At 56.7% G+C, this 19,066-nt stretch carries 16 protein-coding genes and 1 tRNA gene; 8 read left to right on the top strand and 9 right to left on the bottom strand.

Features of this window, described 5'->3' with window-relative positions; translation table 11 throughout:
• The first annotated feature begins 28 nt into the window (after positions 1–28).
• Positions 29–1,630 (top strand): hypothetical protein, encoded by a 1,602-nt coding sequence (locus UM93_RS06650; RefSeq protein ID WP_045074533.1) that lies wholly within the window; start codon positions 29–31, stop codon positions 1,628–1,630.
• Here the strand turns inward: UM93_RS06650 and UM93_RS06645 are convergent.
• The 4 genes from UM93_RS06645 to UM93_RS06630 form a co-directional block, all read right to left on the bottom strand.
• On the bottom strand, positions 1,627–4,824 hold the full coding sequence (locus tag UM93_RS06645) for an efflux RND transporter permease subunit (protein ID WP_045074532.1): 3,198 nt from the start codon (positions 4,822–4,824) through the stop codon (positions 1,627–1,629). The two genes, UM93_RS06650 and UM93_RS06645, sit on opposite strands and share 4 nt — an antisense overlap.
• Before the next feature lie 53 nt (positions 4,825–4,877).
• Positions 4,878–6,365, bottom strand: coding sequence for a malate:quinone oxidoreductase (locus tag UM93_RS06640; RefSeq protein ID WP_045074530.1), 1,488 nt, complete (start codon positions 6,363–6,365; stop codon positions 4,878–4,880).
• A 98-nt stretch (positions 6,366–6,463) separates the two neighbouring features.
• Positions 6,464–8,002, bottom strand: coding sequence for an ABC transporter substrate-binding protein (locus tag UM93_RS06635; RefSeq protein ID WP_234399393.1), 1,539 nt, complete (start codon positions 8,000–8,002; stop codon positions 6,464–6,466).
• A gap of 254 nt (positions 8,003–8,256) precedes the next feature.
• A complete protein-coding gene (locus UM93_RS06630; RefSeq protein WP_045074528.1) occupies positions 8,257–8,919 on the bottom strand; it encodes a fasciclin domain-containing protein in 663 nt (220 codons plus the stop codon).
• Between the two features lie 194 nt (positions 8,920–9,113).
• On the opposite strand from UM93_RS06630, the gene UM93_RS06625 reads away from it, so the two are divergent.
• Entirely contained in the window at positions 9,114–9,839 is a 726-nt protein-coding gene (locus UM93_RS06625) for an SGNH/GDSL hydrolase family protein (protein ID WP_082057043.1), read from the top strand.
• 37 nt (positions 9,840–9,876) lie between these two features.
• Positions 9,877–10,956 (top strand): alanine racemase, encoded by a 1,080-nt coding sequence (locus UM93_RS06620; RefSeq protein WP_045074526.1) that lies wholly within the window; start codon positions 9,877–9,879, stop codon positions 10,954–10,956.
• A gap of 331 nt (positions 10,957–11,287) precedes the next feature.
• On the opposite strand, the gene UM93_RS06615 is transcribed toward UM93_RS06620, so the two are convergent.
• The 4 genes from UM93_RS06615 to UM93_RS06600 form a co-directional block, all read right to left on the bottom strand.
• Positions 11,288–11,372, bottom strand: a tRNA-Leu gene (locus UM93_RS06615).
• A 30-nt stretch (positions 11,373–11,402) separates the two neighbouring features.
• A complete protein-coding gene (gene bcp, locus UM93_RS06610; protein WP_045074524.1) occupies positions 11,403–11,876 on the bottom strand; it encodes a thioredoxin-dependent thiol peroxidase in 474 nt (157 codons plus the stop codon).
• A 21-nt stretch (positions 11,877–11,897) separates the two neighbouring features.
• The gene (locus UM93_RS06605; protein ID WP_045074523.1) at positions 11,898–12,542 is read right to left on the bottom strand and encodes a TetR/AcrR family transcriptional regulator; all 645 of its coding nucleotides are present in this window, start codon (positions 12,540–12,542) and stop codon (positions 11,898–11,900) included.
• A gap of 75 nt (positions 12,543–12,617) precedes the next feature.
• Positions 12,618–13,535, bottom strand: coding sequence for an MBL fold metallo-hydrolase (locus UM93_RS06600; protein ID WP_082057042.1), 918 nt, complete (start codon positions 13,533–13,535; stop codon positions 12,618–12,620).
• 98 nt (positions 13,536–13,633) lie between these two features.
• Between UM93_RS06600 and UM93_RS06595 the strand changes: the two genes are divergently transcribed.
• Positions 13,634–14,410, top strand: a complete 777-nt coding sequence (locus UM93_RS06595; RefSeq protein WP_052663659.1) for an IclR family transcriptional regulator — start codon at positions 13,634–13,636, stop codon at positions 14,408–14,410.
• Between the two features lie 107 nt (positions 14,411–14,517).
• Here the strand turns inward: UM93_RS06595 and UM93_RS06590 are convergent, their stop codons facing one another.
• A complete protein-coding gene (locus UM93_RS06590; protein ID WP_045074520.1) occupies positions 14,518–15,585 on the bottom strand; it encodes an alkene reductase in 1,068 nt (355 codons plus the stop codon).
• Positions 15,586–15,745: 160 nt separating this feature from the next.
• Here UM93_RS06590 and UM93_RS06585 point away from each other — a divergent pair, with 160 nt between their 5' ends.
• The 4 genes from UM93_RS06585 to UM93_RS06570 all read left to right on the top strand — a co-directional run bounded on the left by UM93_RS06585 (position 15,746) and on the right by UM93_RS06570 (position 19,035).
• Positions 15,746–16,780, top strand: coding sequence for an aldo/keto reductase (locus UM93_RS06585; protein ID WP_199921816.1), 1,035 nt, complete (start codon positions 15,746–15,748; stop codon positions 16,778–16,780).
• 157 nt (positions 16,781–16,937) lie between these two features.
• Positions 16,938–17,597 (top strand): HAD family acid phosphatase, encoded by a 660-nt coding sequence (locus tag UM93_RS06580; protein WP_045074518.1) that lies wholly within the window; start codon positions 16,938–16,940, stop codon positions 17,595–17,597.
• A gap of 262 nt (positions 17,598–17,859) precedes the next feature.
• Positions 17,860–18,303, top strand: coding sequence for a phosphatase domain-containing protein (locus UM93_RS06575; protein ID WP_052663658.1), 444 nt, complete (start codon positions 17,860–17,862; stop codon positions 18,301–18,303).
• Between the two features lie 147 nt (positions 18,304–18,450).
• Positions 18,451–19,035 carry a TetR/AcrR family transcriptional regulator gene (locus UM93_RS06570; RefSeq protein WP_045074516.1) on the top strand — a complete coding sequence of 195 codons (585 nt, stop codon included), beginning with the start codon at positions 18,451–18,453 and terminating at the stop codon, positions 19,033–19,035.
• The last annotated feature ends 31 nt before the right edge of the window (positions 19,036–19,066 follow it).

The raw sequence follows: 19,066 nt of genomic DNA, 5'->3' as shown, positions 1-19,066 counted from the left end.
GGGAGGGCTTACCCTTGGAGGTCGTGCCATGTTTGCGGGAATTAAGCTTTTTATCCGTGATTTTAAGCCCAGTATCCTGATCGGCCTCACCGCGCTGCTGCTGTTGGCTTCGAACCTGCCGATCGTCATCAGCCAGGCCTCGGCCACCACTCTTCCACAAGGCGTCGGCTACCTGCAGGGAGCCCGTCAGGAGCAGATGCTCTGCCCAGGTGGCGCTCTGCAAGGCAAGCTCAAGGAAGCCATTATTGAGCCCTTCGCGGTCAAGGTGGCGCTGACCGGGGATTGCAACCTAGCTGATATGAAGGCGGCCAATCCTAATACCAAATTTTTGGCGTATCTGAATATTGCTGTGGCGCGTCCTAAAGACGAAAATCTAGGCGCCTGGAGTGATTTTCAAACTACCTGTGTCAGTACGCCAAAATATTCAACCGATCCGGAGAATAAGTATTTTATTGAGTCAAATTCTCAAAAGCTCAAAGATGTCGGGGCAATAGTCACCGTAGCCGGTAAAAACTACGTCAGATACCCTGACTTTGGTGGTCAACTGCTGGTTTCTAATATCGCTTCGACGGCCTTCCTCAGTGCCTGCCAAGCCAGGATCACCGCCATTCTCAACAATCCGTCCCAGCCAGGCGTCACCGGTGCACCGGCGGTGCGTTTCGACGGGGTGATGTTCGATGATGCCAATATGTCCCCGCAACACGGCATCGATCTGGAACAGGTAGGCAGTTATGGCCCTTGGACGAATAGCGCCCAATACGGCGACGATATGGTTCGAACCTTGGGAGTGCTTAGCAGGCAGACAAAGAGCTCGGCGGGGCGACCGGTGCAAATGTGGGTAAATCTGGGGGTCGATATTTTCAATTCGTTACGCCAGCAAGGCACCGCAATTAATGCCAGCGGGGCGAAGATCTACAGCGTGCAGAGTGAACGTGCCGTTAGCCTCGGTGCTTTGCGAATGCAGCCTGAGGTGGCAAGTTCTGCGCCGGTCATCGACGGCGTGCTACGCGAATTTACCACCCAGTGGGGCAATGGCGCCTGGTTGAATGATAATGAGATCACCGCACAAGCAGGCTTTTCGGCGCAATTCTCCAGAATGCAAGTCAGAGTGATTATGCATGACTACAACGTTGACTTGCGGAACGTGCCAAGCACTAGCTACAACCAAAGCAAGCAAGTTCCGGTGGCGCCTTGCCTCAAGAGCACTGACTACAACGCGGCAAACATCGCTGCGGCAGCGAAGAATCGACGCACCGCCGAGCAGCGGCTCAATTTGGGCTGGGCACTTCTTTCCAAGTCAGCGACAAGCAACCTGATCGAGGGAAGCCTGACCCAGGCCACCCCCAGTTGCCAACAGCAATATCCGACCACGGGTAGCCAAATGTACGAGTCGGTCACCACCGCGAGCGTCAATCTCAACGATTCGACATTCAACACTCTCAAGGACCTGCAACGCTCAAGTGTCTACGGTTCCGGTCCAATCACATCAGTGGCAGGTAGCCAGGTAAAAACCAGACTGCTCAATAATGGCTGGACGGTAGTGGTGAACACCGGCGCCAGCGCCGCAATTTACAGCTATAAAGGGCTGCTCTACTCGATCGCGGCCCGGGATGCCAGGGTGATGTTCTAGCTGCTTGCCCGCCGTCCTCGAACTTTCGGGATGGCGCCCGTGGTCCAATCTTGTGAGGCTTCGGAAACCACTGCGTGGTCCTGCTCCTTAGGTACTTGTTGCAAATCCTTCAGCAACTTGCGGCGTTCTCGTCGACCTTCCACGAGTCGATACAGCACGGGGACCAGGATTAGGGTCAGCACGGTCGAGGAGATCAAGCCGCCGATCACCACGATAGCGAGTGGTTGTGAAATGAATCCACCCCCGCCGGTCAGGCCAAGTGCCATCGGAGTGAGCGCAAAAATTGTCGCCAGCGCGGTCATCAGAATCGGCCGCAAGCGGTGACGCGCGCCGTACTCAATAGCGTCGGCAACCGAGAGCCCAGCCTTGGTCGGGGTATCTCGCCTTGACTGATTGATCAGATCAATCAGCACGATCGCATTGGTCACCACGATACCGACCAGCATCAACATACCAATCAGCGAGGGCAGACCTAGCGGGATACCGGTGATCAAGAGTAAGCCAATCGCACCGGTGGCGGCGAACGGAATAGAGACCAGGAGCAACAGTGGTTGAATCAGTGACTTGAAAGCGGCCACCATAATGACATAGACAATGGCGATGGCGGCAATCAGCGCCAGGCCGAGTTGGCCGAATGACTCTCGCTGCTGGGTACTGGCGCCGCCCAGGGTTGCGGTGGCACCTGCCGGCAGACTCAGGCTGTCAAGCTTCTTTTGCACCTCGGTGCTGAGCGCACCGAGATCGTTCCCGCTCGGAGTCAAGGAGACTTTAGCGCTGCGCTGTCCATTGGAAGAGGTGATCGATGAGGGGATATTCACCTGCTTGACGCTGGCGATAGTGGAGAGCGGAACCGAGCCGGAAGCGGTTGGCAACGGAGCTTGCCCGAGCGCTTCAATTGAACTGAACTGCGTGCCCTTACCAATCTGAACCTTGTAATCAGTGGTGTCGATCCGCACAGTACCACCCGGGATGGGGCTTACCGTCGCGGCCAGGATACCGGCCACCTGCTGCTCGTTGAGGCCTGCCGCGACAGCTTTAGCGCGGTCAATACTGATCTGTACCACCGGATTGGAAGCCGAGAGATTGCTGGTGATGTTGGTGCTGTTCGGAGTGTTCTGTAAGGCTGACAGCACGGCGTCATTAGCTTTTTGCAGATCGTCACTGCTACTGGCTTTGACGTTCACATCAACTGTGCTTGAGGTGCCCAGTCCGCCGCCGCTGGCGCTCAACCTAATCGTGCCGGCATCCTTGACACCATCGATGGCTTCTTGAACCTTGTCCTTCAGCTTGTCCTGGTTAACCTTTTCATCGGTCACCACCTGGAAATTTGCACTGGATGCGCCAGAGGACAGTAATGAGGAGAAGCCGCCGCTAGCATTGCCCACGGTCACCTGAATATCCTGCACACCCTCGACACCGCGCAGCGCATCCTCGACTTTTTGGGCGGCTTTAGAGGTGGTGTCCAGGCTGCTGCCTAGCGGCATGGTCTGGGTGATTGAGAGCGAGTTCTGCCCCGAATTGCCGAGCAGGTTCTGCGGAAGCAGTGGCGTCATCGCTAGGGTGCCGATCAGAATGACCAGACCTGCCGCCAAAGTCCAGACCGGGTGTTTCTGAGTGCCGTGCAGAATCGGCAGATAGCCGCGCTGCAACCAGCCTTTGCGTTCTTTCTCCTCGACCGCCGCGAGCATCTCCGGGGTGGGCTGTTTGGCGTCTTTGGGGGAGCGCAGGAACCAATAGGCGAGTACCGGCACGATCGTGAGTGATACCAACAAGGAAGCAATCAGGGCAATGGTGACGGTGAGCGCGAAGGGGCGGAAGAGCTCGCCAGCAATATCGCCGACAAAGGCAATCGGCGCAAAGACCGCGACCGTGGTGAGGGTGGAGGCGGTGACCGCGCCAGCAACTTCCTTGATCGCTGAGGTGATCGCGGTGAGTTTATCCTCGCCATAGCTGAGGTGTCGTTTGATGTTTTCGATCACCACAATCGAGTCATCGACCACCCGGCCAATCGCGATTGTCAAGGCACCTAGGGTCAGAATATTGAGCGAATAGTGAGTCGCCCACAACCCGATCAAGGTGACCAAAAGTGAAAGCGGAATCGAAATCGCGGTCACCAGCGTGGAACGCACCGAGAGCAAGAAGATCAAGATCACGATCACGGCGAAGCCCAGGCCGAGCAGGCCTTCGGTGCCGAGGTCTTCAATTGATTTCTCAATGAAAGGGGCCTGATCAAGGACCGTGGTGAAGGTGGCATTCGAACCGAGCTCTTCCTTGAGCTCGGGAAGCAACTTGTTGATGGCGTGTGAGACCGTGACGGTATCTGCATCCGGGGTCTTGGTTACCGAGAGCGCCAGAGTAGGTTTGCCATTTGTACGGGTGATCGAGGTGGTTTGGTCGTCCTGCAAGGAAACGGACGCTACCGATCCGATGGTCGGCGCGGACTGCCCCCCCTTGGCCCCGGCTAGAGGCAGAGCCTTGACCGCATCGAGCGAATCTACTGGACTGCCGATTTGCACCGAAAGGGACTTGCCCGAGTCGGTGATGGTACCGGCCGGCACCAGTGCGCCGTTGTTCTTGAGCGCATCGGCGATTGCGCTCACGGCAACACCGGAAGCGGCAAGTTTTGCAGGGTCTGGCTGGATCTCGATGTGCTGCCCATTGGCACCGGTCACATCGGCACCACGAACGCCATCGACCTTCAAGATCTTGGGCACCGCAATGCGCTGCAGATCTGAATTGAGTTCGGAGAGTGACTTGTCCGAGGCCACCGCGAGGTAGAGGATCGGGAAGTCACTAATATTGCCGGCCACGGCCTGGGGCTGAGTATCGTCGGGTAGTTGCGCGCGGGCATTAGCAATCGCGCGGTCTATCTGGTTCCGTGCCCGGTCGAGATTTGTGCCGTAGGGGAAGCTCAGATTAATTGTCGATACCCCGCTGCGCGAGGTAGAGGTGGAGGAACTGAGGTTCTCCACTGCGTTCAGCGCGGTCTCCAGTGGCCGACTGACTTGGGCGTCTATCACCTCAGCTGATGCTCCCGGCATCGAGGTGACCACGGTGATCTGCGGCAATTCGAGGGAAGGGATCAGCTCCTGCTTGAGCGAGCCCATCGAAATAACACCAAAGACGGCGACGAAGACCGTCACCAAGGCGATCAGCGCACGATTACGCAGGGACAGGGTGGCCAGACGAAACATCGGTCATCTCCGAGGTAGGCGGTAACTGGTGGAGTCAAGCAGGTGGTGGAACGCTAGCTCAGTTGCAAGGTCGCCGCAGTCTTGGCCATGGTCTCCGCCGCCAGATCCGGATTGTCATTGAGCTTGACGCCGAAGGTGGGGATCATTTCCTTGATTTTGTCTTGCCACTGAAGTTTGAATTCACGCGGGAAGCAGCGCTGCAAGAGTTCCAACATAATCGGCACCGCAGTGGAAGCTCCGGGAGAAGCGCCAAGTAGCGCTCCGATGGAACCATCAGAGGAGGTGATCACCTCGGTGCCGAATTGCAGGATGCCGCCTTGCTTGCGATCCTTCTTCATGATTTGCACACGCTGCCCGGCAGTAATTAGTTCCCAATCATTGCCATTGGCTTCGGGGAAGTACTCCTGCATGGTGGTGACCTTCGAAGAGCGGGATTTCAGCACTTCAGAAACCAGGTATTTGGTCAGCCCAAGGTTATGCAGACCGGCGGCGAGCATCGGGTAGATATTCGACGGCCGGATTGACAGTGGCAGGTCCCATAGCGAGCCTGCTTTGAGAAAGTTAGTTGAGAAGCCAGCATAAGGGCCGAAGAGTAGCGATTTCCGACCACCGACATACCGGGTATCCAGGTGCGGTACCGACATCGGCGGAGCGCCGACCGAGGCCTGACCGTAAACCTTGGCGCTGTGCTGAGCGGCAATTTCGTCGTTAGTGCAGCGGAAGAACTGCCCGGAGACCGGAAAGCCGCCGTAGCCTTTGCCCTCAGGAATGCCTGAGCGTTGCAGCAAGTGCAGGGCTCCGCCGCCGCTTCCGATGAAAACGAAGCGAGCTTTGATGCTGCTGGTCTCGCCCGAGCCCTTGTGCTTGAGTTTGAGCTCCCACTTGCGGTCGCTGCCGCGCTTCACATCGACGACGTCGGTGCTGTAGTTAATCTCACCGCCCTGGGCGCTGAGGAACTTCACTAGGTCTTTGGTGAGTGCGCCGAAGTCCACATCGGTGCCTTCGGCTGCTTGAGTGGCGGCCAGCCGACCATTGCCTTGACGTCCGTTGATGACTAGAGGTGCCCATTGTGCGATCTGATCGCGGTCCTCGGAGTACTCCATTGAGGAGAAAAGTGCGTGTGGCTTGAGCGCTTCGAACCGAGTCTTCAGATAATTCGAATGCTCCTCGCCCATCACGAAGGACATGTGCGGCACGGTGTTGATGAACCCTTTGGGCGAGCCGATATGTCCTTCGGTGACCAGATGGGACCAGAACTGCCGGGAGAGCTGGAATTGCTCATTAATACCGATCGCCTTATCCGGATTGACCGAACCGTCTTTTGCCGCCGGGGTGTAGTTCAATTCGCACAGTGCTGAGTGGCCCGTGCCGGCGTTGTTCCACGGCCCAGAGGACTCCAAGCCCAACTCGTCTAGCCGTTCAAACAAGGCAATCGACCAATTCGGCTCGATCTTGCTGATCATCGCGCCCAGGGTGGCGCTCATGATGCCGCCACCGATCAAGACGACGTCGGCTTCTTTGGTTTGTGAGATGAAGGTCACTGGTGTTTCTCCGGTAGCTGCTAACGATGCAAAGCGCCTTAGAAGCGTATCGCGCGCGAGGCAGGTTCCCTAAATTTGGACCAGGTGATTTGGCTCGCTCAGGAGTTCAGCGTGATCTTATTAAACACCTCGTTCAGCACTGGGCTGACCGGGTAACTGCTAACCCGAGAGGACAAGGCCAAAGCCGAGATCGGAAAGGCTATCGGGATCGCCGGGATAGTGCTGGCAATATCTGCGTTGATCGATTGATAGGCCTGGCTGCGCTCTGCGCCGTCGGGAAGCGTCTTAGCCCTTTCGATCTTCGAGATCAGCTGGCTGTCGGCGGGGCCAAATTCAGCATTGGGCGCACCGAACAACGGCCCGACGAAATTGTCGGGATCCGAGTACGAGCCGTTCAAGCCCAAAAGGTGGAGGGCATGATCGCCAGAGCTGCTGACTTTTTCCAGGTAGTTATCTGACCAGTCCACCGGTACTGGCTTGATGTTCAGCCCAATAGCCGTTAGCTCTGCGGCGATTTCGGCATAGATTTTTTCCGGCGTCGGGAGATACGGCCGGGTGACATTCAAGGGGTAGTAGAACTTTAACGGTGCACCCCGGTAGCTCGACTCTTTAATGAGTTTCCGAGCTTTCTCTCGATCGTAACCAGCACCCGGTACTTGATTGTTGAAACCACTGAGTTTGGGTGGAATGAACTGGTTGGTCGAGGTGCTGCCGTCGATGAAGAACTTCTTGACGAGAGCATCCTTATCAATGGCTATCGAGATAGCTTGGCGCACCTTGATATCGGCAAGCGCTGGAATTTGCTGATTGAGGCCGAGATAGAACACCGAGAACGGGTCCCGCTGCTGAACTTGCAGACCACGCTTCACCAGCGCGTCGAAGTTATCCGGCGTGACGAAGTCGTAACCATCAATTTTTCCGGTCAGCAGGGCCTGGCTCCTGGCTTGAGATTGCTGATAGGTGATGAACTTTATGGTGTTGATCTGACCCTTATCACCCCAGTAGTCGGGGTTTTGCTGCAAAGTGACCACACCGTCTTGCCAGCTGGTGAGTTGGTAGGGGCCGGTGCCCACCGGGTGTAGCGCAAATTTAGAGAGTTGATAGGAGTCCCGGCGCTGATCAAGCACATCGGCGGTTCCCGACTTCAGAGCGGCAGGCGACGCGATGCCGAAGGCTGCCTGGGTGAGCGCATCGAGGAATCCAGTGCGCACCAGGTTGAGCGAGACAGTGAGTTTGTACTCACTGTCCACTGTGCAACTCTTATAAACCGAATTCTTGGCGTCGTTAGCGAAGGTGCGGAACAGGTCTTTAAAGGCTGAGGGGATCGCGGCCGGATTCTTTTGCACCGGGTAGTTAAACCACCGATTGAAGTTCATACACACCGCGGCGGCGTTAAACGGCTGACCATCCTGGAATTTCACTTTTTCGCGCAGGGTGAATTCATAACCCAGACCATTGTTGATGGAGTTCCAACTGGTGGCAAGGGCTGGTGCGGGCTCTCCAGTGGTTGGATCGGCGGTTACCAGTCCTTCAAAAATCTGGCGACTGACCCGGTTCGAATCAACATCGGAGACCAGCGCCGGATCTAAACCCGCCGGATCAGCTGCGGTACCGAAAGAAAAGGTCTTCAGCTGCATGGTACTCGTGGTCGTTGGTGGCGGAGCCGGTTCATTGGTGCAGGCGGACAGCAGCAACGCCAAGAGGGCTGCGCAAATAGCGGAAGCCCTCGATCTTGCAGGCCTCAGTCGTCGTTGCACGCAAACTCCCATATCGCAGCTCAAGAAGATGAATTACCTTATTGTAATCAGCGAGACTATGAACCGCGAGCAGCGAAGAGCGGGCATCCCCCAAGCAGGACGCCCGCTCTTGACCTTAGTTAGCTGATGCGCTTCTACTTGGGCATCAACACCGAATCGATCAGGTAGACGGTGGCGTTAGCGGTCTTGACGCCGCCGCAGATTACCTTCGCGCTGCCATCCACGGTGAGGTTATCCCCGCTGCCCGCGACGGTCACGCTGCCACCTTCTACGGTCTTGTGGCTGCCGACGATCTGCTCCGGGCTGAGCTGACCGGGGATCACGTGATAAGTCAGAATCTTCGAAAGCGTTTTATCGTCAGTTTTCAGGCCGTTGATGGTCGCCGCCGGGATCTTCGCGAAGGCGTCATCGACCGGAGCAAAGACAGTGAACTCGCTGCCGTTCAGGGTGCTGACCAGATTGACCTTGGGATTCAGTTTTCCGGATACCGCCGCGACCAGGGTCTTCAGCAATGGGTTGTTCGACGCCGCCACTGCAACCGGGTCCGCTGCCATACCGCTCACCGAACCGGGCCCGCTCGGTACTTGGCTAGCGTAGGCTGAGCAACCCGGGCCGACCATGCCGCTAGCCGCCATCGAGGGAGTCTCGGTCGCCATCGACGGCGAGGACGATGAGCTACTCGGTGCCGCGCTGGAGCTACCGCTGGTGGAGGATCCACCACCGCAAGCGGAAAGCGTGAGAGTCGCGGCTGCTGCTACAGCGAACACGGCAATAGATGTGTGTTTTGCCAGTTTCATCGGAAAGCTCCTTCAAATATGTCCATCGGCCCTCTGGTCGATGTCTCACAGCAAGTTCGTTGACTCGGCTAGACCGGATGGGTCGAAGTGGCAGAAAATTTTTATTGGCCCCGATCACTGTGAATTTGCCTAATTCCTGGCGCGCATTTCTTTCCAGCTATCGGCAGGCCTGGGAGCTGGGTTAGCGTGGGACTATGAAGCGAGCTGGCCAAAGAACTCGGCGGAACCGCTCACTGCTCGTGTTTGGCACAGCAGTGGTGGTGCTGATGTTGGCGGCGTGCGTGAGCGATGCTACCGGCGATGTTGCTGGCACCCTAGCGCCGAGCGAGTTTGCCGCCAACGCGAGCAATGGACCAACCGTCGTGGTGATCGGGGATTCCATCAGCACCGGCTTTCAGACCTCGGCTGCGGACGCCTGGCCTACTCGCCTAGAACAAAAACTGGCTGCTGAAGGAACCCCGATCGTGTTGGTCAATGCGGCTGAAAACGGCGCGGGTTATCTGGTTGAAGGGGATGGCGGAAAGACTTTCGAGCAACAGGCGGCAACCCAGGTACCAAGTCAAACGCAGTTAGTGGTGGTCTACGGCTCGGAAAACGACCTGGGATCTGAGCTCGGAGATATCAGCTCTCAGGTGGCTAACACCGCAGCAACAGTGAAAGCTCACGCGCCGCAAGCTACCTTGCTTTTCGTCGGCCCGGCGTCCTACAGCCCCGAGGTCGATCCAGATTTACTGATGATTCGCGACCAAATAAAGAGCGGAGCGCAGAGCGCCGGCGCCAAGTTTGCTGACCCCATTGAGGATCATTGGATTATGGACGATAAATCCGAACTTATCGGCCCGGATGGTGACCATCCCACGGTGGCAGGTCATGTTTATCTTGAACAGAAATTCGAGGCTTTGATCAAGCCATTGTTGTAAGTGATTTCATGTTTTCCACCAGCAACGGAAGGTCGCTGTGAACCCGCTTGATCAGATTGAGACACCGGTCGTGCTGATCGACGAGAAGGTGCTCGACGCTAATATTGCCGGACTGGCGGCTTCGTCAGCGAGTCGCGGGATCAGCCTGCGACCGCATGTTAAGACACATAAGGTGGCGCAGATCGCGGCTAAACAGTTAGCCGCGGGCGCGAGTGGCATCACCGTGGCGACGGTCGGTGAAGCTGAGGTGTTTGCGGACCACGGTGTGGCTGATATTTTCATTGCCTATCCATTGTGGCCGGACGAACTTTTGCTGCGCAGGATCATTGCCCTCGGCGAGCGGATTCAGCTACGGATAGGTACGGATTCAGTTGAAGCCGTGAGCAAACTTGCGTCATTCAGTGCGGTGGGTGGCCGGGTGTCGATAGAGCTTGATAGCGGGCACCATCGAAGTGGTGCCTTGACCGGAGAAGTGCTGAGCATCGCTCGTGCTGGCCGCAGCGCCGGCGTGCTTATTGATGGTCTGTTCACTTTTCCCGGGCACAGCTATGCGCCGGGAGCCAGCGTCAGTGCCGCGGCAGGGGAGAGTGCGGCGCTCGGGCAAGCTGCGGCGCTGTTGGAGGCAGATGGGTTCACCGTGCGACACCTCAGCGGAGGCTCCACGCCAACAGCTCAGGAGACCACCATTGCGCAGGAAATCCGCTCCGGCGTCTATGTGTTCGGCGACGCCCAACAATGGGAGCTTGGCCGAGCCGAGCCCGCCGATATCTCCTTGACCGTGTTGGGCACCGTGGTGAGCAGGCACGATGGAGATCCGGCGCTACGTCGGGTGGTGGTCAACGCCGGGTCAAAAGTGCTCGGTAGCGACCGGCCGAACTGGGCCTCCGGGTTTGCGCGTCTGCTTGACCATCCAGCAGCTCGGGTGAGCGTGCTCTCGGAGCATCATGCCACCGTGCTTTTCCCACCGCAGACCCCGTTACCAGCCTTAGGGGAGCGGCTGCGCTTAGTGCCTAATCACGTCTGCCTGACGATGAATCTGGTCGACCGGGTCTTAGTGCGCAAAACGGACGGCACACTCACTGACTGGACCGTGGTTGCTCGGGGACGAAATAGCTAAGCTGGCCATCAGGACTGGCTAGCAGTGATCGAGCTGTCCAGGGCGGCTCGCTGTCCGGAGCTCGGATGCTCGTGCTGAACCTTCAGATGAAGCATTGAGCAGCCTGAGGCGAACATGGCGCTACTGATAACCAGAAATAGCGAGATCTTTTTCACAAACCACGAGGTTAGGGATCACAGATCACAAATCGGCCTCGCGAAGATCACGAACGCGTTGAGGCCTTTCGGCATTTCGATGTCAGCTATGCGAAGGCCGATGTCAGTGACATCGCGCAGAATACATTCTTCTGACGTTTCGGGGGGGGGGGGAGAGCTAATTGTGGCTAATAGTTTGGTGCGCGAGGCGGGACTTGAACCCGCACGTCCGAAGACACCAGAACCTAAATCTGGCGTGTATACCAATTTCACCACTCGCGCATCGGCCGCTTAGCGGGCCGAATACCTATCCTAGTCTAAACCGAGGTCCCGGCGCAGCTTGGCGACGTGCCCGGTGGCTCGAACGTTGTATTGCGCCACCTCGATGAGGCCTTTTTCGTCCACCACGAAGGTTGATCGAATGAGCCCTTGATAAGTCCGGCCATAGTTTTTCTTCTCACCCCAGGCCCGGTAGGCCTCAGCTACCCGGTGATCAGGGTCTGCCAGCAGCGGGAAATTAAGCGAGTCTTCAGCGGCGAACTTGGCGAGTGCTTTCGGCTCATCTGGCGAAATGCCGAGAACCTGGTAGCCAGCTGCGGCAAAAGTGTTGAGATTGTCTCGAAAATCGCAGGCTTGCTTGGCGCAGGCTGGAGTTGAAGCGGCCGGGTAGAAGTAGATCACCGTCTTGCGGCCCGCAAAGTCTTTCAAAGACACTTGCTGTTCGTTGGCATCGGACAGGGTAAAAAGTGGTGCGGGCTCACCAGCTACTAATCTGTTTTCAGGCATGTTTTGAGCATATCGCGATCGCTATCTCGGCCGCTCGACTCGTAGGCCCATGCCGTAACGTACTAACTCCTGAGTAGCGGACACCAGGTTTTCCAACGATTGCTGCTGAGGATCCCACCATTCGCTGGCCCAATTCATCGCGCCGAGGATTAGCATTTGGGTCGTCCGTAGATCGATGTCGGCACGCAACTCACCGGACCCCTGGGCCGCTTTCAGCAATTCATGCCAGATCTGCTGATAACGGGCTTCCTCGGCTAGCGATCGGGTCCTTAGTTGCTCGGGTACCTGCCCGACAATCCGGATTGCTGCGGTTGCGTAATGTGAGATGTGTAAGCCAAACCAGAGGTGCGATTCGACTGCGCACATAATCCGCTGCATCGCGGTAGTCTCTGCCGGGAGTTTTGCCAGCATGCTTTCCAGATTTGTCCGCACGCGGTAGGCGCCGACCCAGACTACTTCTTCAACCAAATCATCCCGAGATTCAAAGTAATAGTAAATCGCCGGTGCTTGCACCTCGGCAACAACGGCGACATCGCCCAGGCGCATTCCGGCGTAGCCTTTTTTGCTCAATACTTGGGCGGCCGCATGAAGTATCCGCTCGCGAGTGCGTTCGGATTTTGAGTTTGTTTCCTCGGACGGAGCGCTTCCGGCCGATACAGTCGTCATTATTCGACTATATCTACACTCCTTGGCACTCAAGTCGCGATAACCGCTGAGATTAGCTCACCCGTTATGCCGAAACTAGTTAGCTTTTGGATCGCTTTCCACAAAATGCGTCGTCAGTATCGGCCAGCCGGTGGCCGCTGAGCGCTCAAGTAGCCAATCCCGAGTCTCTCTGGCCTGTTTGGCTGATTCATCCCCGGCTTGGGATAACTCGGGATATCTCAGTTGCACGGGGTGATGAATGATATCGCCGGAGATCAACGCTCCGCTGCCGTCGGCGGCAGAAACTTCGACAGCGAGATGGCCGGCTGTGTGTCCCGGCGTCGGAATCACTCGTACCTCGGTGCTACCGTCCCGCAGCAGAATCTGGTCTTCGTCCACGATCTTAGCCAGGCCACTATCAAGCACGGGTTTGATGCTGTCGTCGAATAACCGAAGGAAATCTTCTTCGATCGCGCTCAGCTCGGATTTGTGCGTCAACGCGGTCAGCTCGGTCAGGCCGATCCGTCCAAAAAGATACTGAGCCTGAGGAAAAGTCGGCTGCCAATCACCTGTAACCAGCTGGGTATTGCCACCACAATGATCTGGATGAAGATGAGTTGAAATCACCAGGTCGATCTTCTCCGGCGAATAACCGGCGGCCCTGAGCGTGCCCGGAAAATCTGTCTCAAGCTGATGATGGGCCAGCAAGGCCGGACGCTCTTTTGCGCTGCCATTGCCAGGATCAACTAATAGCCGGGTGTCTGCCAGTTCGATCAGGTAACTGTGAATCGCCAGAATTAGCTCGCCGCTGTCCTGGTCGAACAGTGCAGGGTTCTTGATACTGGCCAACTGATCAGCACTGATGTCAGGGAAGAGTAGCTTGGCGGGAAAAGGCCAGTGCGCGATTTCCGTGATTCTGCTGATCAATGCATTGCCGACCCGAATTTGAGAATCCTGCAGGAAGATCGGTGTTCGTGGGGGAGTCATGCTCGAGGGGGACTGGCTTTCTGGCATAGCAGAATCTTTCTTTGAGGATCCTTCAGCGAGAGCTCATAGCGGTGGGAATGAGCACGTGCCTTGACATTCTCAGGACCGGAACCAAGACTCAAGGAATGAGTCCCGTTCATCGGAACACGTCGGAAATTAGTTCCCTCGGCAGAGCCACCGTGCTGCTCCGCGAGTTCCTCCGACCCGTTCCCTATATGACCGTCGAGCACCTGGTGAGAAGCACAGATCTGCCGAAAACCACAGTGCACCGGATGGTGGATGAAATGCTGCGACTCGGCTGGCTGAGCCGTGGCGAGTGCGGGCTCCAGCTAGGGACGGTGTTCTTCGAACTTGGCCAAATGGTGCCCGCCGAGCGCACCTTACGCGAGGCCGCGAAGCCTTCTATGCAAGACCTCCAGCAAGCCACCCAACAAAACGTCGGTCTTGCTGTGCTTGACGGTGCCGAGGTGGTCTATCTGGAAGCGCTGCCGGGGCGGGATGCACCGAGGCTGCCTCAGCGGGTTGGCGGTCGATGGCCAGCACATGCCAGTTGCTCGGGCAAGGCGATGTTGGCTTTCGCTGCTGAGCCGGTATTGCAGGCGGTGCAACAGGCTGGACTTCGACAATTGACGCCGAAAACCATCACTAGCATGGAGGGGCTGCTGGCTGAGCTGGCAAAGATCCGCCTCCGCGGGTTGGCCTTTGACCGCCAGGAGTCCTTTGAGACGGTGAACGGCATTGCCGCTCCCTTGCGGAATTCGGCGGGCCAGGTGATTGCCGCCCTGGCGATTTCAGGAAGGGCTGGCAGGATCAATTTGGAGCGTTGTGAGGCCGCGCTAGCTGCCTGCGCTTCGTCGATCAGCCGGACGATCGCAGCAGCGGTGCCAGGGAAGTTCGTTTAAGCAGCTGTGTTGATCTCCGGTGGGTGCCACGGTTTAGCGCGAGGCAGGCTCATTGACTGGTGGGGTCGTCTGCTCTCAGGTCAGACGACCCCACCTAGTAGCGATTGTTAGGAGATCTCTTGCAGCGTTGGGTAATCGGTGTAGCCTTGCTGTCCACCGCCGTAGAAGGTGCTTGCGTCGGCTTCGTTTAAGGCTGCGGAGCTTTGCAGCCGTTCCTGGAGGTCCGGATTGGCCAGGACAGGTTGACCTACCGATTCAATGTCTGCGAGTCCGGCTTGGATATCAGCACCGATCTGGCTGACCGGGCGGCCGGCTCGATTGAGAATCAGACGGCTGGGCCAATTCTCTCGGATCCAGCCCAGCAGTCCTTCGTCGCCGATGTGCAGCAAGTGCAGATACGCTAAGCCGAGCGGGGCGAGTTGCTGGACCAGGTACTGGTAGGTCTCACGATAGTTCTCACCCTCCACGGTGCCGCCAGCACCGTTGTTTGGCGAGAGCCGGATGCCGACCCGATCGGCCCCGATCTCCTCCACCGCGGCCCGGACAACCTCGAGCACGATCCGGGCTCTGGCTGCGATGTCTCCGCCATAGCCGTCAGCGCGGAGGTTGGTGTTGGGGGAGAGGAATTGGTGGAGCAAATAGCCATTGGCTGAATGAATTTCGATGCCATCGGCTCCTGCCGCAATTGCCGAACGGGCGGCAGTGCGGAACTCTTCTACGACGCCCGCAATTTCCTCGGTGGCGAGCTCGCGAGGGGTGGGGATGTCTTTGGCACCGTCAAGGGTATAAATATGCGTTTCTGGATTGACCGCTGAAGGCGCGACCGGAAGTGTGCCGCCCAGCGTATTGTCGGGGTGACTGATCCGGCCGGCGTGCATCACCTGGATGAAGAGGGCGCTGCCCTCAGCATGCACGGCATCCGCTACCTTCGCCCAGCCCTCAATCTGGGCCTGGTTGTAAATTCCGGGAGTTAACAGATATCCCTGGCCCTCAGCCGAAGGCTGGGTCCCTTCGGTGATAATGAGGCCCAGGCCGGAGCGTTGCCGGTAGTACTCAACGGTCAGCTCGGTTGGCACGCCTTCAACCGTGGTCCTATTGCGAGTCATTGGAGCCATTGCCAACCTATTCTTCAAGACGGTGTTTCCCAAGCTGATGGGATCCCAGAGATTGCTCATTTGATTGTCGCTCCTTTGTCAAAGTAAATGCGTTTGCATGCAGTTGAACCTCGACGACCCCGAGACTATTCCCGGCGTCCGAAAGACCTGCGATCATCGAGTAAATAACTTCGAGCAAAGCACTTGCCTTGGAGTGCACTCCAAGTTTTAGGCTGATTGCATGATTGAACAGAGAATATTAGGACGCACGGGCATTTCGGTGAGCAAGTTCGCACTGGGTACGATGCACCTGGGGACTTGGGGTAATCCGGACCACGAAGACGCTGCCAGACTTATCAATCGTGCTATCGACGCCGGTATCAATCTGATTGACACCGCCGATATGTATTCAAATGGAGAGTCAGAAGAGATCCTGGCTAAGGCGCTGCGTGGTCGACGCGATGATGTGGTGTTGGCCACCAAGGGGCATTTCCCGGTGGGCTACCCCGAGGTGAGAACCAATAGACATGGAAATTCAAGGCTCTGGATCACCAAGGCTGTCGAGGACAGCCTCCGCAGGCTCGGTACTGACTATATTGATCTTTATCAAATTCATCGGCCGGACCCGAACACGGATATTGATGAGACACTTTCGGTACTTTCAGATCTGGTCAGGGCCGGGAAGATCATGGCGATTGGTTCTTCAGGGTTTTCAGCCGAACAGTTGGTGGAAGCACGGTGGGTCGCTCAGCAACGCCATCACATCTACTTCAGTACTGAACAGTCCCCGTACTCTCTTTTCGTGCGGGGGATTGAGGGGCACCTACTGCCGACAGCGCAACGATATGGCTTGGGAGTTCTCACCTGGAGTCCGTTGAACAGCGGCTGGTTGACCGGGCGAATTCGTCAAGGGCAGACCATTGATAACCAGGGGTTCCGGCGGATGATCAGTCACAAATTCGACCTGTCATTGCCAGGCAACCAGCGCAAGCTCGACGCCGTTGAGAGCCTGATCGCGCTCGCCGACCAGGCTGGCAGTTCACTGACGCACTTAGCACTGGCCTTCGTCGCCAATCATCCGGTCGTCTCATCGGTCATCCTTGGCCCGAGAACGATTGAACAGCTCGATGACCAATTAGCGGCGGCTGATTTACAACTCTCGGCAGATGTGCTCGACGAGATCGATCGGATCGTCACTCCAGGCATTGATCTGAACCCGATCGACACTGATTATCAGCAGCCAGCATTGGCCGATGCAGCATTACGACGCCGCTGAGCCTGCTCTAAAAACGGGTTGGCACAGGGTGACGTTTTATTACTCTTAGCTCAAAACTCACTGGAGTTTAACCGAGGATTTCTTGTTTCTCGATAGATTCGGCGCGGCCTTGACTAAGGTATAACCGCATTCCATCCATCGAGAACGGATTTCGACAATGAAAGTTTTAGTAAAGAAAGCTACCGGAGCGATTGCTATTGCGGCACTTTCAATGGGGGTGTTGGGGGTGACCGCAGGTATTTCGTCGGCCGCGCCCGGCACGGCTCTCTCCTCCGTGGTGAGCTCCACTGAGGGGCTGCAGGCCTTCAAAGGGATTCAGCCCAAGGACTGGCTGGCTGATGTGGACACCGTACTGGACGGATCCCTCGACTATCTGCAGGAGCGCGTCGACAAGCAACAGGACGGCGAGAAACTAGCCATTGTTTTCGATATTGATGACACTAGCCTGGCGACAGATTTCGCTCAGGACCGTAGCAATATTCCCGCGATTGATGCCACCTTGGCACTGGCGAAAAAGGCTGACTCCCTCGGGGTGAGGGTCTTCTTCATTAGCAACCGGCTTTACCAAGGTGACCGCACCAGCAATTCGTCTACGAAGCAGGCACTAACTAACGCGGGGTATCCGGTTTTTGAAATTTATCATCAAACAGGCGACCATCGGATTCCGGTGCAGGAGTTCAAAACCGCAAGTCGAGCCGATATCGTGGACCGCGGTTATTCGATCATTGCGAATGTCGGTAACCGGCCAACTGACTTGGCCGGAGGCTATGCTGAGAAAACCTATAAGCTTCCCGATTACGATGGCACACTGCAGTAACCGCCGCTAACTCAAGGAGATGCCGCCGGGGGCTGCCGCCCCGGCGGCATCTCTATTTGGTGGCATTTTTGTTCGGCTGTTCGACAGCACGCTGGCCGAGGATCTTCGCCAAGGTTTCAACAGATCATGGCGGAGTAACCAGACTTCCTGAGCAAGGCTGAACTACGATTAACGCCGGGGCTGCCGCCCGGCCAAAAGTGGAGTGGTACAGAGCTGCGCAGGGAAAGACTTGGATGCCTTAGGAAGGCTTGGAAGGACAGAGATGGAATGGGAGGTTTGGCAGCCAACTCCTGGGTTGCCCGAGATCTATCTTGTCGACATTGACGGTACCGTGGCGCTGCTGGCTGGTCGTAACCCTTACGACGAACGGAAAGTCGGTAGCGATCGTTTGAATCAGCCAATCGCGGATATCCTCTTTGATTTGATGCGCAGCGGGCGTGAGCTGATCTTCGTCACTGGACGAACCGAGGGATGTGCGGTGGAGACCCGAGCCTGGTTGCAGGACCAAGGGTTTCAGTTCGTCGATGTTTTCCACCGAGCCAAGGCGGACGGCAGGGTCGATGCCACGGTCAAATATGAACTTTTCAACAGGCATATTCGTGGAAAATACAATGTCCGTGCGGTCTTCGACGACAGGCAGCAGGTTGTCGATATGTGGCGGGCGATTGGCTTACCAGTGCTGCAGGTAGCACCCGGGGACTTCTAGCGGATCACTTTTAGGCATCGTCATGCCGAGAAATTTCACGAAACGGGAATCGGATGTCTCGTCATAGGCGTTAACCCTTCCGTCATCAAAGTTAACGCAGTATGCTTTTTATTGGAACAATTGGTACGAAAAGATTTTGGGGGTAGTGTGCGAAGCATTGGTTTCGACAAAGTCGAGGTGCTCGACTCTGCAATGAAGGTGTTTTGGCGGCTGGGTTACGCGGATACTTCGATTGAAGATCTGACCAAGGCTACGGGACTGACCAGAAGTAGCCTGTACAACACCTTCATCAATAAGCGTGAGCTGTACCTAGCCGCGCTTAAGCGTTACGACGAATTGCAGTCAGATGTCTATTTGGAGCTGCAAACCTCCTCGGATCCGCGAGCTGCCTTGGCGGCGTTCCTGAGCGGAATCAAAGACGAAGAACTGAGTGATACCCAGGGATATGGCTGTATGGTTGCGAATGCCGCCTTGGAGATCGCGGGTCGAGATGAGTCCATCACCAAGCTGACCGCATTCAATCTAGAGATGTTGAAACACTCTCTAGCGGTACTTTTTCGTAACGCCCAGTTAAGGAATCTCGCCGTCGGCAGAGATTCGGAGACCGCCGCGATTACAGTAGTGACTTTAGTGCAAGGAATGCGAGTGATTGCCAAGGGGATGGGGTCGGAGGCGCGGGAGGCCTGGCTGCAGGCGGCGATAGATACCGCCCTCGCGCTGATTGATGAATGAACATTTTTTAACATTCATTACAGCCCTCTAG

Origin of the sequence: Psychromicrobium lacuslunae (assembly GCF_000950575.1) — a bacterium.
Classification (GTDB): domain Bacteria; phylum Actinomycetota; class Actinomycetes; order Actinomycetales; family Micrococcaceae; genus Renibacterium; species Renibacterium lacuslunae.
This window is presented reverse-complemented; position numbering and strand designations above follow the sequence as displayed.